The 14,862-nt window shown below is 61.0% G+C and carries 12 protein-coding genes and 2 pseudogenes; 10 read left to right on the forward strand and 4 right to left on the reverse strand.

Going from position 1 to position 14,862, the window contains the following annotated elements; all coding sequences use genetic code 11:
• Positions 1 to 3 precede the first annotated feature (3 nt).
• The 9 genes from gnd (at position 4) to GRO01_RS01980 (ending at position 7,559) form a co-directional block, all read left to right on the forward strand.
• Complete coding sequence (gnd, locus tag GRO01_RS01940; RefSeq protein WP_062508563.1) at positions 4 to 1,002, forward strand: phosphogluconate dehydrogenase (NAD(+)-dependent, decarboxylating); 999 nt, start codon at positions 4 to 6, stop codon at positions 1,000 to 1,002.
• Positions 1,003 to 1,108: 106 nt separating this feature from the next.
• On the forward strand, positions 1,109 to 1,969 hold the full coding sequence (locus tag GRO01_RS01945; RefSeq protein WP_174787383.1) for a Cof-type HAD-IIB family hydrolase: 861 nt from the start codon (positions 1,109 to 1,111) through the stop codon (positions 1,967 to 1,969).
• Complete coding sequence (gene pgl / locus GRO01_RS01950) at positions 1,966 to 2,706, forward strand: 6-phosphogluconolactonase (protein WP_062508565.1); 741 nt, start codon at positions 1,966 to 1,968, stop codon at positions 2,704 to 2,706. Before GRO01_RS01945 ends, pgl begins: the two co-directional genes overlap by 4 nt.
• Positions 2,703 to 3,398 carry a ribose-5-phosphate isomerase RpiA gene (rpiA, locus tag GRO01_RS01955; RefSeq protein ID WP_174787384.1) on the forward strand — a complete coding sequence of 232 codons (696 nt, stop codon included), beginning with the start codon at positions 2,703 to 2,705 and terminating at the stop codon, positions 3,396 to 3,398. The genes pgl and rpiA overlap by 4 nt, the downstream gene beginning before the upstream one ends.
• A 2-nt stretch (positions 3,399 to 3,400) precedes the next feature.
• On the forward strand, positions 3,401 to 3,937 hold the full coding sequence (locus GRO01_RS01960) for a gluconokinase (protein ID WP_062508775.1): 537 nt from the start codon (positions 3,401 to 3,403) through the stop codon (positions 3,935 to 3,937).
• Positions 3,938 to 3,940: 3 nt separating this feature from the next.
• Positions 3,941 to 4,468, forward strand: coding sequence for a YaiI/YqxD family protein (locus GRO01_RS01965; protein ID WP_062508567.1), 528 nt, complete (start codon positions 3,941 to 3,943; stop codon positions 4,466 to 4,468).
• A 51-nt stretch (positions 4,469 to 4,519) separates the two neighbouring features.
• Positions 4,520 to 5,392 (forward strand): LysR family transcriptional regulator, encoded by an 873-nt coding sequence (locus GRO01_RS01970; RefSeq protein WP_062508569.1) that lies wholly within the window; start codon positions 4,520 to 4,522, stop codon positions 5,390 to 5,392.
• A gap of 139 nt (positions 5,393 to 5,531) precedes the next feature.
• Positions 5,532 to 6,974, forward strand: coding sequence for an aldehyde dehydrogenase (aldA, locus tag GRO01_RS01975; protein WP_062508779.1), 1,443 nt, complete (start codon positions 5,532 to 5,534; stop codon positions 6,972 to 6,974).
• A 57-nt stretch (positions 6,975 to 7,031) separates the two neighbouring features.
• Entirely contained in the window at positions 7,032 to 7,559 is a 528-nt protein-coding gene (locus GRO01_RS01980) for a type 1 glutamine amidotransferase domain-containing protein (RefSeq protein WP_062508571.1), read from the forward strand.
• Positions 7,560 to 7,632: 73 nt separating this feature from the next.
• Here the strand turns inward: GRO01_RS01980 and GRO01_RS13770 are convergent.
• From GRO01_RS13770 to GRO01_RS02000, 4 genes and pseudogenes are all read right to left on the reverse strand, one after another.
• Positions 7,633 to 8,741 (reverse strand): annotated as a pseudogene (locus GRO01_RS13770) (glycerophosphodiester phosphodiesterase).
• Positions 8,742 to 8,752: 11 nt separating this feature from the next.
• Positions 8,753 to 11,134: a TonB-dependent receptor gene (locus tag GRO01_RS01990; RefSeq protein ID WP_062508575.1), complete on the reverse strand. Its 2,382-nt coding sequence runs from the start codon at positions 11,132 to 11,134 to the stop codon at positions 8,753 to 8,755.
• A 108-nt stretch (positions 11,135 to 11,242) separates the two neighbouring features.
• Positions 11,243 to 12,683 (reverse strand): annotated as a pseudogene (locus GRO01_RS01995) (helicase HerA domain-containing protein).
• Positions 12,684 to 12,687: 4 nt separating this feature from the next.
• The gene (locus tag GRO01_RS02000; protein ID WP_062508577.1) at positions 12,688 to 13,911 is read right to left on the reverse strand and encodes a TIGR03862 family flavoprotein; all 1,224 of its coding nucleotides are present in this window, start codon (positions 13,909 to 13,911) and stop codon (positions 12,688 to 12,690) included.
• A gap of 74 nt (positions 13,912 to 13,985) precedes the next feature.
• Here GRO01_RS02000 and panC point away from each other — a divergent pair, with 74 nt between their 5' ends.
• The gene (gene panC, locus GRO01_RS02005; protein ID WP_062508579.1) at positions 13,986 to 14,822 is read left to right on the forward strand and encodes a pantoate--beta-alanine ligase; all 837 of its coding nucleotides are present in this window, start codon (positions 13,986 to 13,988) and stop codon (positions 14,820 to 14,822) included.
• Positions 14,823 to 14,862: the final 40 nt, after the last annotated feature.

Genomic DNA, 14,862 nt, shown 5'->3' on the forward strand with positions numbered 1-14,862 from the left:
GTCATGCGGATCGGAATCATCGGACTGGGACGGATGGGCGGCAATATTGCCGTCCGTCTGACCCGCCATGGACATGATGTCGTCGTGCATGACCGCACGCCGGAAGTGACCACCTCCGTCGTCGGACGGTGTGAAGCCGGGCGTGCAACGCCTGCCGACACGCTGGCCGACATGGCAAAGCTCCTTGAAGGCGATGAACACCGCGTGGTGTGGGTCATGCTGCCGGCGGGCGCCATCACTGAAGACTGCGTCCAACAGCTTGGAGGCCTTCTGGGTCGTGGCGATATCATCATTGATGGCGGCAATACCTACTACAAGGACGATGTCCGCCGTTCGGCCGAACTGGCTGAAAAGGGCATTTCCTATGTCGATGTCGGGACTTCAGGCGGTGTCTGGGGTCTGGAACGCGGCTACTGCATGATGTTCGGCGGCACGAAAGAGACCGCCGAATACATTGATCCGATCCTCAACGCGCTAGCGCCGGGCATCGGGGATGTGCCGCGCACGCCTGGGCGTGACGAGGCAGGGCATGATCCGCGGGCCGAGCAGGGCTATCTGCACTGTGGTCCCGCCGGTTCGGGCCATTTTGTGAAGATGGTCCATAACGGCATCGAATACGGCATGATGCAGGCCTTTGCTGAAGGCTTCGACATCATGAAGAGCAAGAACTCTCCGATCCTTGCGGAAAAGGACCGGTTCGAGCTCAACATGGGCGACATTGCGGAAGTCTGGCGTCGCGGCAGTGTCGTGTCGTCCTGGCTGCTCGATCTGACGGCCGAGGCCCTGACCCGTTCAGAGACCCTCAACGAGTTCTCCGGTGAAGTCGCGGATTCCGGTGAAGGTCGCTGGACGATCGAAGCCGCCATTGAGGAAGACGTGCCGGCCCCGGTCATGACGGCCGCGCTGTTCACGCGCTTCCGTTCGCGGTCGGGTAATAATTTTGCCGAGAAGGTTCTCTCGGCACAGCGTTTCGGTTTCGGCGGACACGTCGAGAAGAAATAAGCCTGCGCCCCTCATGGGCAATGACTGGCTGGCAGGGTATGGTTTTGCCATTGATGACCAGCCAGCCCCCGCAAAGACTCTGACGGGGGTTTTTACAGGGGCTCCTATGTCCGTTGACCTCGACGCCATCCATGCGGCTCTCCCGCCACTGCCACAGATCATCAAGATGGTCGTGTCCGACATGGATGGGACACTTCTGACGCCGGACAAGACCATCGCGCCTTCGACGCTGGCCATGGTGAGGGCGCTTCAGGAGCGCGGAATTCCCCTCTGTCTGGCCAGTGCGCGCCCTCCCGCTGCCATGGTTCCCTATATCGAGCAGCTCGGCCTGACCGGGCAGAATGCCGGCTTCAATGGCGGCATCATTTTCAAACCTGACGGCACCACGTCCGTCAGCCGTGTTCTGTCTCCGGATGTGCTGTCGATCGTGCATGACATGCTGCATCTGCACGGGATCGAAACGTGGTTCCTGCGGCAGTCCTACTGGATGGTGAAGGACGCCTATACGCCCTTCGTGCAGCACGAACAGGGCATTACCGGCCTGACGCCGCATCAGGTTCCCGATCTTCGCAAGGAGTTCGAAGGGATCGGCAAGGTGATGGGCGTGAGCAGCGATACCAGCCTGCTTCAGGACGTCGAGACCGAGCTTGGTGCCATGCTTCAGGGCGATGCGAGCGTGCGCCGTTCTTCCGATATTCTTCTCGACGTGACCCCGGCCCTTGCCAACAAGGGGGAGGCCGTTCGTGAACTGGCGCTTGCCCATGGCATTGCGCCGCATGAGGTTGCCTGTCTTGGCGATGCCCATAATGACCTGCCGATGTTTTCGGTCGCGGGCCTGGGCATTGCGATGGGACAGGCCGAAGACGATGTGAAAGCCGCCGCGCAGGTTCTCACAGACACCAACGAGCGCGATGGCTGGGCCAAGGCCGTCGAGCGCTACATCCTGCCGAGAGTTCCCAATCCATGACCACCGACATCCGTGCCGCCACGCTGGAAACCCTCCCTGATTCAGAAGCAGTTGCCCTGCGGATGGCCGATCTTCTCGTTGAAGGGATCCTGGCCAAGACGGATGGCCCGTTCCGGGTTGCCCTGTCCGGCGGTTCCACGCCCAAGCGCCTGTTCGAGATCCTGGCCACGCCGTCCCGCGCAAAGCTGATCCCGTGGGAACGTGTCGAGATTTTCTACGGCGACGAGCGTCACGTGCCGGAAGGTCATGCCGACAGCAATCACACGGTCGGTCAGTCTGTCCTGCTGTCCCGCGTTCCGGTGCCGGCGCAGAACGTCCACGCCATTCCGACCGGTGGCACGGCGGAAGAAGATGCGAAGGCTTACCAAAAGACCCTTCAGACCGCCTATGGGGCAACCGCGCTCGATCCGCAGCGCCCGCTGTTTGATCTGGTCATGCTGGGTCTGGGCACTGATGGTCACACGGCGTCACTGTTTCCGGGACAGCCGGTTTTGAAGGAGCGGAAGGCCTGGGTCGGAACGGCTGCACCGTCCACAGCACCTTATGAACGTATCACGCTGACCTATCCCGCCATCCAGTCCAGCGCGTTGGTCGTGTTCCTCGTGACGGGCGCCTCCAAGGTCGAGATGCTGGAGCGTCTGGTCGAAGGCGACAGTTCCATCCCGTCCGCACGGGTGACGAGCGAAGGACGGATCGTCATTCTTGCAGACCGCGCTGCGGTGGGAGAGGGCGCATGAGCGGGACGGATATGAACGTTCACAAGCGCACGGCTGCGCGTGAAGCCGCGGACATGGTCAAGAGCGGCATGGTCGTGGGGCTCGGGACGGGCAGCACGGCGGCTTACATGATCGAGCGTCTGGGCGAGCGTGTTAAGGAGGGTCTGGAGATCTTCGGCATCCCCACCTCCGATGACAGTGAGGACAAGGCGCTCAAGGCCGGGATTCCGCTGACCGATTTCGGGGCGCATCGCCGGATTGATATTGCCATTGATGGTGCGGACGAGGTCCAGCGCGGTTCGCTCAACCTCATCAAGGGGCTGGGCGGGGCATTGCTGCGCGAGAAGATCGTGGCGCAGGCGGCCAAGCGGTTCGTGGTGATCGTGGACGGCACCAAGCCCGTGGACCTGCTGGGCGAACGGGCGCCAGTGCCGGTGGAAGTCATTTCCTTCGGCTGGGAATGCACGGCGGAACGTCTGGCGGCCTGTGGCGCACGCGGCGTGAAGCCGAGGACGGACCGGGCCGGATCGCTGTTTGTAACCGATACCGGCAACATGATTCTGGACTGCCATTTCGGTCCGATCGAGGAGCCCGAAAAGCTGGCCGAGAAAATCGACCGGATTGTGGGTGTCGTGGAGCACGGCATGTTTCTCAACATGGCGTCCGAAGTCCTCGTGGCGACGCCGGATGGTGTGGAGCACTGGGAGCCATGAAGATGACGGAACACGAAACGCAAATGGGTCTGAAACCGCGTTTTCTCGTGGTCATGGGGGTGTCCGGAACAGGCAAGACGACGGTTGCAACCGGTCTGGCCACGCGTCTGGGCTGGCATTTTCAGGAAGGCGATGCACTGCACCCGCCGGCTAATGTCGAGAAGATGAGCACTGGTCAGCCGCTGACCGATGCGGATCGTGCCCCCTGGCTTGCGCTCTGTCATGACTGGCTGCGCGAACAGGTGAAAGCCGGACATGGTGCGGTGCTGACCTGTTCCGCGCTCAAGCGCTCCTATCGCGAGCAGCTTCGCGGGGAGGACCTACCAATCGAGTTCGTACATATCGACACGTCAGCCGGGGAACTTGCGGACCGCTTGCAGCGCCGGGAAGGGCATTTTATGCCAGCAAGCCTGCTGCCCAGCCAGCTTGCAACCCTTGAAGTACCTGGCGACGACGAGCCCGTGATCCGGGTCTCGGGCGAGAAGCACCCCGATGTGGTGCTGGAGGAACTGATCCGTCATTTTCAGACGGAGGACTGATCCATGGCCGAGACCACCCGGCTTCTGGTGGATGCCGATGCGTGCCCGGTCAAGGACGAGATTTACCGCGTCGGGGCACGCTACGGCCTTAAGACGGTCATTGTTGCCAATAGCTGGATGAACATTCCGCAGTCTCCGCTTATCGAACGCGTCGTGGTGCCGGAAGGGCCGGACGTGGCGGATGACTGGATTGCGGAACAGGCAACGCCTGCGGATATCGTCATCACCAATGATGTTCCGCTCGCCGTGCGCTGTCTGGCGAAACAGGCTTCCGTCCTGCGTCCTAATGGCGAGGAAATTGACGAACGCTCTGTCGGCATGGTCTCGGCCATGCGCGATCTGATGCAGGGTCTGCGCGAGACGGGGGCGGTCACGACCTATAATCCGTCCTTCGGCAAAGCCGACCGGAGCCGGTTTTTATCCGCACTCGATACACTCATCGTGCGACTCCGCAGGAAAGCTGCCTTGGCCAGAACGGTCCCCAGTTCTTCCCAAACAATCCACAGGCCCTTCCCCGGAGATGTTCCCTGATTCTGGGGATATGTTTTTCCGGCGGATGACTTTTCCCGCTGAGGACTTCCCATGAATCCGCTCCGCCTTGCCCAGATTGAAATGTTCTGCGCCGTTGTGGAGGAGGGGACGGTTATTGCGGCCTCCCGCCGGCTGAACTGCGTGGCATCCAACGTGACGGCACGGCTCAAGGAACTGGAACTTCTGGTCGGGCAGGAGCTGTTCCTGCGTGAAAAGGGGCGTCTGATCCTCACACCGGAAGGGCGGCTCTTTTACCGGCAGGCTCTGCCGGTCGTCTCCGGGGCGCAGTCCCTGACGGATCTGTTCGCTGAGGGCAGTCCCCGCGGGATCCTGAATATCGGCGCGCTGGATGTGGCGCTTGAAGGCTATCTGCCGAAGATCGTACCGGATTTCCTGACAGCCTGTCCCGGCGTGGAACTCAAGATGTTCCTGCGCCCGACCTACACGCTGGAGCGGATGCTGGCAGATGGGGAGATTGATCTTGCGCTGACGGACGGGCCGATCGTTCATCCCCTGATGGAAAGCCGCTTTGCCTTTCGCGAGAAACTGGCGCTCGCCATGCCGGAAGGACAGAAGGGTGCACGGGACGGGCAGCACGTTTTCCTGTTCAACACCGACTGCTTTTACCGGCGCTATTTCGAGACCTGGCTTGAGCGGCATGGCGTCTCGAATGCGATTATCCACACGGTCGAATCCTATGACGTCATTCTTGCCTGCGTTCAGGCTGGACTGGGCATTTCCTGCGTTCCGCACAGTATCCACTCGCAGGTGAAAAGACGGCGCCGTGAAGGAATTGTGTTTACGTATCCGGAAGATCTGAAAGGCAGTGAAGTCTATTTCATCTGGCGTGAGCCGGGACTGAATGATCTGGGGCGGAGATTTCTGGACCATGCGCCAACACATCCGGACACTCACAAAAAGTGAGTCCTGAGCTTACGAATCATCACTTTTTATTATGAGAGAATGCCTGCACCTTACGGTCATCGAATGAACTGCTGGTTGGCTGATGCGTCTGTTTCATCACGGAGCGCATGGTCGCCACACAGAAAATGCAGGAACCTTCATGACTGAAAAAAACAATCTCTTCATCAATGGAAGCTGGGTCGCACCGAAGGGCGGAGAATGGATCAAGGTTGAAAACCCGGCCACCAAAGCTGTCGTCGCCGAAGTCGCCAAGGGCGGTCAGGCTGATGTGGATGCGGCTGTCTCTGCCGCGAAATCGGCCTTCATTGGCTGGAGCCGCCGTACGGCCACCGAGCGTGCCGATTACATCCACGCGCTCAAGGATCTGGTGAAGCGCGACAAGGAAAAACTGGCCGCCATCATCACGTCCGAAATGGGCAAGCCGCTGAAGGAAGCCCGGATCGAGGTGGATTTTGCAATCGGTCTGCTGCGTTTCTCGGCTGAGAACGTGCTGCGCCTTCAGGGTGAGATCATCCCGGGCAGCTCTCCGGAAGAGAAGATCCTGATCGACCGTGTGCCGCTGGGCGTTATCGGCGCGATTACGGCCTGGAACTTCCCGCTGGCTCTGTGTGCCCGCAAGATCGGCCCGGCTGTGGCCGCGGGTAATACGATTGTCGTCAAGCCACATGAACTGACACCGCTGGCCTGCCTGCATCTGGCAAAGCTGGTCGAGGAAGCCAAGATTCCGCACGGTGTCATCAACGTCGTGACGGGTGATGGCAAGGATGTCGGTGTGCCGCTGGTGGCGCATAAGGACATCAAGCTCATCACGATGACGGGCTCGACCCCGGCCGGTAAGAAGATCATGGCCGCTGCGTCCGAGACGCTGAAGGAAGTCCGGCTTGAACTGGGCGGCAAGGCACCGTTCATGGTCATGGAAGATGCCGATATCGACCGTGCGGCTGATGCCGCAGTCACGGCGCGCTTCAACAATGCCGGTCAGGTCTGCACCTGCAACGAGCGCACCTATATCCACGAGGCCGTTTACGACAAGTTCGTTCAGAAGGTCCGCGAGAAGATCGAGGCTCTGAAGGTTGGTCTGCCGACGGACCCTTCCACGGATATGGGCCCGAAGGTGAGCGAGGACGAACTCAACAAGGTGCATGAAATGGTCGAGCATGCTGTCCGTCAGGGCGCACGTCTCGCCATTGGCGGCAAGCGTCTGACAGGCAGCGTGTATGACAAGGGCTATTTCTATGCCCCGACGCTGCTGACGGATGTCACGCAGGACATGGACATCGTTCATAACGAGGTGTTCGGTCCGGTCATGTCGCTGATCCGCGTGAAGGATTTCGATCAGGCGATCGCCTGGGCCAATGACTGCCGCTACGGTCTGTCTGCCTATCTTTTCACAAACGATCTGAGCCGGATCCTGCGTATGACCCGCGATCTGGAATTCGGTGAGGTCTATGTGAACCGTCCGGGTGGTGAAGCGCCACAGGGCTTCCATCACGGCTACAAGGAAAGTGGCCTGGGCGGCGAGGACGGACAGCATGGCATGGAAGCTTACGTCCAGACCAAGACCATCTATCTCAACGCATAATTTTCTGACGGGCGGCGGCGTCTTTCGTCGCCCGCATTCTCTGAAAGGACCGGAACCATGGTAAAAGTCGCTGCACTGGCCACTGACGGCCTCGAAGAAATCGAACTGACGGGCCCGCAGGAAGCGCTGGAAAAAGCCGGTGCGACCGTCACGGTCATTTCCCTTAAGGCAGGGGAATTCCAGGCCGTGAACAAGGATATCTATCCGTCCAATAAGATCCGCGCCGATCTGGCGATTGCTGATGCAAAGGCCGAGGATTACGATGCGCTGCTGCTTCCAGGCGGTCTGGCTTCTCCGGATGCGCTGCGGATGAACAAGGATGTCGTGGCATTCGCCCGCGCTTTCGTGAAAGCGAACAAGCCGATCGCCGCTATCTGCCACGGCGCGCAGACGCTGATTGAAGTAAACGAACTGAAAGGCCGGACTGTCACGTCCTGGCCGGCCATCCGGACGGATCTGGAAAATGCCGGTGCATCCTGGGTGGATAATGAGGTCGTGGTTGACGGACCTTATGTCTTCTCACGCTGCCCGGATGATATTCCGGCTTTCAACAAGGCAATCATCAAGCATTTCAAGATCGCCTGAAACATCTGTCAGGCCACAAAAAAAGGAGGCTCTCCCGGTCAGGGAGGCCTCCTTTTTTGTTGGGCAACGGCTTTCAGATCATGCCCTTCACGGCAATGCGTCCCAGTGCGGGATCATCCGTGAAGAAGCCGTCGATCCCCATATCCAGATAGCGGCGAACTTCCGCGATCATGCCTCTGGGGTTGCGGGCGGCATCTCCGGCATCGCTGCGCAGCTGGGCCGGCAGGAAGTGGTTTTCCGGCCGTGCCGTATAGGAATGGACCAGCAGTCCGGCCTTATGGGCATCGGTTACGAGCGTGGAGGGCTCAAGCCAGGCGCCCTTGCTGTCACGCGGGATCAGGTCCGTGTTAGAGGGGCCGATCACGTCGGCATAGCGACGGATTTCCTTGAGGCCTTCCGGCGTCATGAGGTCGCCAAAGGTCGTGGTCTTGCCGGCTGCCAGAAGATCCGGCGGGACGTCCTTGCGCTCGCCCATGAGCAGCATCAGACGTGCCTGCGGATTTATGGACAGAACGTCCGTCCGGATGCGGCCCACAGATTGCCGGTCTCAAAAGACTGGAGTTCCAGTGGGGCCTGCCGGGTGTAGTCGTGGGCGGCGATGGTCCGCAGGAACGCGGCTTCAGGGTTCAGGCCGAGGCTGTTGAAATGCGTGGAATGCTTGATTTCCGGCACGAGGCCAAAGACCTTGCCTGTCGCGGCCGACTGGGCTGCGACCTGCTCGATGACTTCCTCGAAGGTCGGGATTTCGAAATGGTCGTCATAGCGGGTGTTGTGGACCCGGATCGTGGAAAGACGCTCACGGGCCCGGAGGGTCTTGAGTTCGGCCAGTGTGAAATCGGTGGTGAACCAGCCGGTTTCGTTCTTGCCATCGATCTTCAGTGTGCGATGACGGGACGCGAATTCCGGATGGTCCGCCACGTTCGTCGTGCCGGCAATATTGCTCTCATGGCGGACGACCAGATGGCCGTCCTTTGTCATGACAAGATCAGGCTCGATGAAATCCGCACCGTCCATCATGGCGCGGGCATAGGAGGCCAGCGTGTGCTCCGGACGCAGGGCCGAGGCCCCGCGATGGGCGAATACGAGAGGTTGGGGAGCCAGTGACGGCGCCGCCTTTGCCCGGAGGTGAAGAGCGGGAACTCCGGCAGCCAGCAGGCCCAGTGCGTGGCGGCGTGACAGCATGACGGAACTCCTTACAGGGCGGCGCTGATGCTCAGGAAGAACATGCGCGGCGCGATGGGATAGGCCGAGAACTGACCCGAAGTCTGGGTCGCGTTGATCGTGGACCATCCCTTGGTGTTTGTCAGGTTGGTAATGTTGCCCTGCACCTTCAGGGACGCCAGATGCGGAATGTTGCGGAAGGTATAGCCCGCGTTCAGGTTGAACTGGGCGTAAGGCGCGGCCCACATGTCGTTGGTGTAGGTCGCATAGCGCTTGCCAATGACGTCACCGGTGAACTGGCCGTAAGCGTTGCCCCAGTTGGTGGTGAAGACGAACTTCTCCGACCAGTCCGGCATGCCGACGACGTTCTTGCCTGCGGTATGGATGACGCTCGAACCCGTGCTGTAGTTATCGTTGTAAACGGACTTGTTGTAGGACAGCGCGTTATACAGCGAGAAATGCGGGCCGAAATGGGTGGTGAAGGAGAAGTCCATACCATCCGTCGTGACCGAGCCCACATTTGCAAGCGTGGTGGCCGACCCGATGATGGACGACAGGGTCTGCGTCGTCGCAACAGCCAGAAGGCGGTTCGAGAAGTGGACGTGATAGTACTCGACCTGACCTTCAATAGCCGTCAGCGGGCCAAGATGGATCTGACGGTGCTCACGCAGACCGGTCTCATACGTCCATGAGGTTTCGGGCTTGCCGTTCTTCTTGAACTCTTCGAAGGCCGCCTGGCTGGTGGCGCCCCAAGGGGTCGCGTTGCCGTAACCTGCGTCCTGGAAGGAGCGCATGTTTTCCTGAATGTTGGCAAACCACTGTTCATGCTTCGTGATGTCCCAGACCGCGCCGAAAGCGGGGAGGAACGGCTTGGCGGCATCGATTTCGCCACCCGGTGCTGTTACGGCATACGACGGGGAGAGCGAGCCTGGTTTTGCAGCGACCGGCAGGGTGCCGTTCGTATAGACCAGCTCGGACTTGAAGCCCGCCATCAGGGAGAACTTCTTCGAGATCTGCCAGTTGTCCTGCAGATGCGTGACGAATGTGTTGGTGTAGAAATTGTTGGTGTACTGGTCGATCAGCGCGTTCTGCTGGCGCTCGTACGGCGTGGTCGGGTTGTTGGCGTCCAGCGGATACCAGCGACGGGCCTGCGTGTTGTTGTTGCGCTCATACCAGCCACCCAGTTCGATCGAGTGCTTGCCGAGATGGTAGCGCAGCGTGGACATCAGGCCGCCGCGGTTGTCCCAGTATTCGGTCGTGCGGGTTGCATAGCCCGAGCCACCGAAGACGGTGTTCAGATCCTGACCCGGATAATAGGCAGCGAACAGCGTCGGCAGACCGGCGGCAGAAATCGGACCGGCCACGACACCTTCACCCAGATCATGGTGATAATAGATGCTGTTGTCCCAGTGCAGGTTCTCGCTGAAATCATGCGTCCACTTTGAATAGGCGAGGAAATCCTCACGCTGGGCCGCTGAATAGTAATTGCGATAGTTCAGGCCGACCGCATTGGCGTTGGCCTTGGCATAGTTGAAATTCGGATAGGTGAACGGACGGACATAGATGCCGTAACCCTGTGGCAGCGTAACGCTGTCTTCATTGGGCTCAACCTTCTGGGACCAGTCGAAGAAGGTCGAGAAATGGTCGTGCTCGCTGTTGTGGACGAACTTCGCATTGACCTGATAGCCGCCCTGATGACCGGCGAAGTCCCAGGCGCGGGCATCCTGACGGGAGAAGGACACATAGGCCGAGTTGCCGTGGCCGAACTCACCCGTATCGAGGCGGGCGAAGGTCCGGAACGTGGACCAGCTGCCGAAAACCTGTTCGATCTGCGCACCGCGCTTCTTCAGCGGGTCCTGCGTCGTGAACTGGAGCGTACCGCCAAGGTTGGACGTTGACGCTGTGCCCAGCGCACCGGCACCCGAGGAGACCGACGCCGAGCCGATGTTCTCGCTGATGGCCGCGCGCTGCGGGGACAGGCCGTTATAGTTGCCATAGGCCTGATCGCCGAGGGGGATGCCGTCGAGCGTATAACCAAGCTGGTTCTGGTTGAAGCCGTGGACGTAGAGCGAGGAGTTCTGCTCGTTGTTGCCCCATGGATCAGCGTTGTTGAACACGACGCCCGGCAGGATTTCGAGCGCCTTGACCGGGTTCACGCCCGGCAGGATCCGCTGGAGCTGAACGCGACCCAGAGCCTGTTCGGAACGGGTGCGGCGCGCAGTGATGACGAGCTGTTCGCTGCCACCGGCGACGGCTTCAGCCTTGGCCTTGTGTTTGGCGTCATGCCGGGCGGCTGTGGTTTTCTTTGTGGCTGCCGGTGCTGCATCGGCAGAGTGGGGCAGAGCTGCGGCCAGCGCAAATGGCGAGCAGAAAACGGTCAGAAGCAGTCGGGAACGCAGCAGGTTGCGCGGCATTGAAAGTCTTTCCGGATGGAGAAGAGATCGAATGCGGCGAAACCTAATCTTTCCTTAAAGAACTGCGTGTGAAGCTCCTGTGAACGTGACGTGACAGAACGATGACAGTCAGGCGGTCTGCCATCCTAGCCCGACGATGGCGACGCGACGGCCAAGCGGCGTGTCCTGAAGGACGATGACTTCGCGCTCTTCCAGATAGTTCAGCTGCCGCCGCGCACGGCCCAGCGAGTGCGTGCCATAGGCGCGCGCCAGAGCTTCGTCACCCGGACAGGTTTCGCCGTCCAGCGCCGTACGGGCGAGGAGCAGGAAGACGCCCTGCACGTCCTCAGGCAGGGTCGCGGCGATGGCCTGCGCCTGCTTCCAGTCCTCGCTTTCGGAACGCTCGCGGTTCAGCCCGGCGCGGATGGTGGCCAGCATCCGGTGGAATGGCCCCAGTTCCAGAACATTGCGTGACAGACCCTGAATCCGGGCCCGGAGCTGGAAGTCCTGATACAGGGTGGCCAGCGGCTTATAGTCCGAGCCTTCACCGGCCACGACCTCGGCCACCAGTTCCCAGAGCTGATCGGGATCAGCCTCTATTGCGGCTGCTGCGGGAGCGGGCTCTTCGGCCTCGCGCTCGGCTCCATAGGCGTCGAGCTGTGCCAGAAGGTCCGGCGGGGGCGGGCGGGAGTCCCGGCGGGGACGGGGTGTAAATTCCTGAACCGGTTCGAGGATGATATCCCTCAGGTCTTCAGCCGAGACGGGCTCAAGTGGCACGAGAACCGGGCCGGTAGCATGGCTTGCTGTCGTGACGGGACCGATGGTTACGAGCTTCGGGCGACGGCTCAGGGCCGGGCCGAGCGCCATGAACTGACCGCGCGCCAGATCCCGGAAAGATTCCGCCGCCCGGCGCTCCATGCCCAGAAGATCGGCAGCGCGCGCCATGTCGATATCAAGGAAGGTCCGGCCCATCAGAAAGTTGGACGCCTCGGCCGCGACGTTCTTGGCCAGCTTGGCAAGACGCTGTGTTGCGATGACACCAGCCAGACCGCGCTTTCGGCCACGGCACATGAGGTTCGTCATGGCGCCGAGCGACAGACGCCGGGCTTCATCGGATGTATCGCCCCCCCGCCACAGGCGCGAAAAGCTGGGCTTCATCGACCACGACAAGAACGGGATACCAGTGCGCGCGGGGGGCCTCGAACATACCGTTGAGGAACGCGCCGGCCGCCCGAAGCTGCATTTCGGCTTCGACCTGTTCGAGGTTTAGCACGACGGAGGCGCGATGAGCACGCACGCGCTCGCCCGCTGCGCGCAGGCTGGCTTCGGACTGGTCTTCAACGTCGATCACCAGATGGCCGTAATGGTCGGCCAGGGTGACGAAATCGCCCTCCGGATCGATCATGACCTGCTGGACGAGGGTGGCTGTCTGCTCCAGCAGGCGCCGCAGAAGATGCGATTTTCCCGAGCCGGAATTGCCCTGGACCAGCAGGCGCGTGGCCAGGAGTTCCGGCAGATCAATGCAGGTGTCGGAGCCGTCGCGGCCCTGTCCGAGAACGATGGATGTCATGGCGTCAGGCGATAGCGGAATTGGACGATTCTAGCCACCCAAGGACGCCATTTGCCGCAGCATGGGCCGTGGAAAAACACCCCTGAAGTAGATAACCGCCCGTGGGCGCCTCCCAGTCCAGCATTTCCCCCGCCACGAAAACACCGGGGCGGGATTTCAGCATGAACCGCTCGTCCACGGCATCCTGACGCACGCCGCCAGCTGTCGAGATGGCGCGATCAAGCGCGTCCATACCGATCAGTGGCAGGGGAAGGGCCTTGATTGTCTGGGCAAGCTGGAGCGGGGTGGCGTCTTTCGGGGTGGCGAATTTCAGAAAGTCGCGGGAGGGGGCATCCAGCGACAGGGCCTTGCGTAGCCGGTTGCTCTGGCTTTCGCGTTCCCGCTGGGCCAGCAGGCGTTTGAGGACGTCATTGACTGAAAGCGTTGGGCGCAGGTCGAGCGTAAGGATTGCGCGTCCTTCGGCTGTGATCCTGTCCCGCAGATCCGCCGAGAGCGCGTAGAGCGCCGAGCCTTCCAGTCCGCGGGATGTGATGGTCAGGTCGCCGCGGGTCTGACGCGTACCAAAGCTTAAACCCACGGAATGAAGCACGCTGCCTTCGTGTCGGGTCGCGAAATCGGCGGGCCAGTCGGGCAGGAAACCACAATTCGCGGGAGCGAAAGGCGCTGTCTCATCCGTCATGAAATCCGCCCAGCGGCCGTTCGAACCCAGCCGGGACCAGCTTGCCCCGCCCATTGTCAGAACAGTCGCATCGGCTTTGACAGATCTCTGTCCGTCCGCCGTCTCGAAGTGCAGTGTCGCGCCCTCCCAACCTATAAAGCGATGCCGGGTGTGGATCTGAACGCCCTTTTCCACCAGCCGCTGGAGCCAGGCACGCAGCAGGGGAGAGGCTTTCATGGCCGTGGGGAAGACGCGCCCTGAGGAGCCGGAAAAGCAGGTCTGTCCCAGTCCCTCGGCCCATTCTGTCAAAGCGGAGGGCGGAAACGCGCGGATGGCGGGTTCGAGCCAGTTTCGTGCTTTGCCATAGCGGCTCAGAAAACGGTCCAGTGGCTCCGAATGTGTCAGGTTCAGGCCGCTGCGACCGGCCATGAGCAGCTTGCGCCCCACGCTCGGCATCCGGTCGAAAACCTGCACCCTGCATCCCCGCGCGGACAGGATTTCTGCCGCGAATAATCCGGCGGGACCGGCTCCAATAATGGCGACGGATGGAGAAGGGGGCGCAGCATTCATAAGCGCCTGATTGCCATGTGGAACGGGGTTTGTCAGGCTCCGCGCCCGCAGTTTCAGCCGGGAAGGGACATGACATGCAGGTTTTTGAGACAATCGAGGCATTTCGGGCAGCGCGGACGGCTTATCCGACCCTCGGTTTCGTTCCGACCATGGGATTTCTGCATGAAGGCCATCTCGGACTGGTCCGGCGGGCGAAGGCGGAAAATGGCGCGGTGGCCGTCAGTATTTTCGTCAATCCCACGCAGTTTGGGCCGAATGAGGACTATGCCTCCTATCCGCGCGATCCCGAGCGCGATCTGGCGCTTCTGAAAGAGGCCGGGGCCGATCTGGTGTTTCTGCCGACGCCCGATGTGCTTTATCCGTCCGGTGCAGTCACCCGGATTGAAGTCGGCGGCGTTGCGGAAGAACTCGAAGGCCAGTCCCGTCCCGGACATTTCTCCGGTGTGGCGACGGTGGTGACCAAACTGTTCAACATCGTTCAGCCGCAGCGGGCCTATTTCGGGCAGAAGGATGCCCAGCAATGCGCGGTTGTGCGCCGCTTTGTGGCGGATCTGGATATTCCGGTTGAAATCGTGGTCTGCGAGATCGCGCGGGAAGCGGATGGTCTGGCCCGTTCCAGCCGTAATGTGCGTCTGACGACCGAAAACCGCCAGAAAGCGCCAGCCCTGTTTCAGGCTTTGCAGGAAGCCGCAGGGCTGTTCCGCAATGGCGAGCGGGATGTGGACGTTTTGGAAAATGCCATGCGCGCGGTCCTGACCGAAGCCGGACTTCCGGATATCGACTATGCGACGGTTGTGAACGCAGACACGTTCCGCCGCGAACAGCCCTGTTCTGATAACGCGCTGGCGCTTCTGGCGCTTCTGGCCGTGCGGGCCGGGGAGGTCCGGCTGATCGACAACATGCCGCTTTGAGTTGCTCCCCCTTCGTGCGGTATAAGCATGAACTGCTGAC

The sequence above is a fragment of the Gluconobacter roseus NBRC 3990 genome (assembly GCF_006538885.1).
Lineage (GTDB): Bacteria > Pseudomonadota > Alphaproteobacteria > Acetobacterales > Acetobacteraceae > Gluconobacter > Gluconobacter roseus.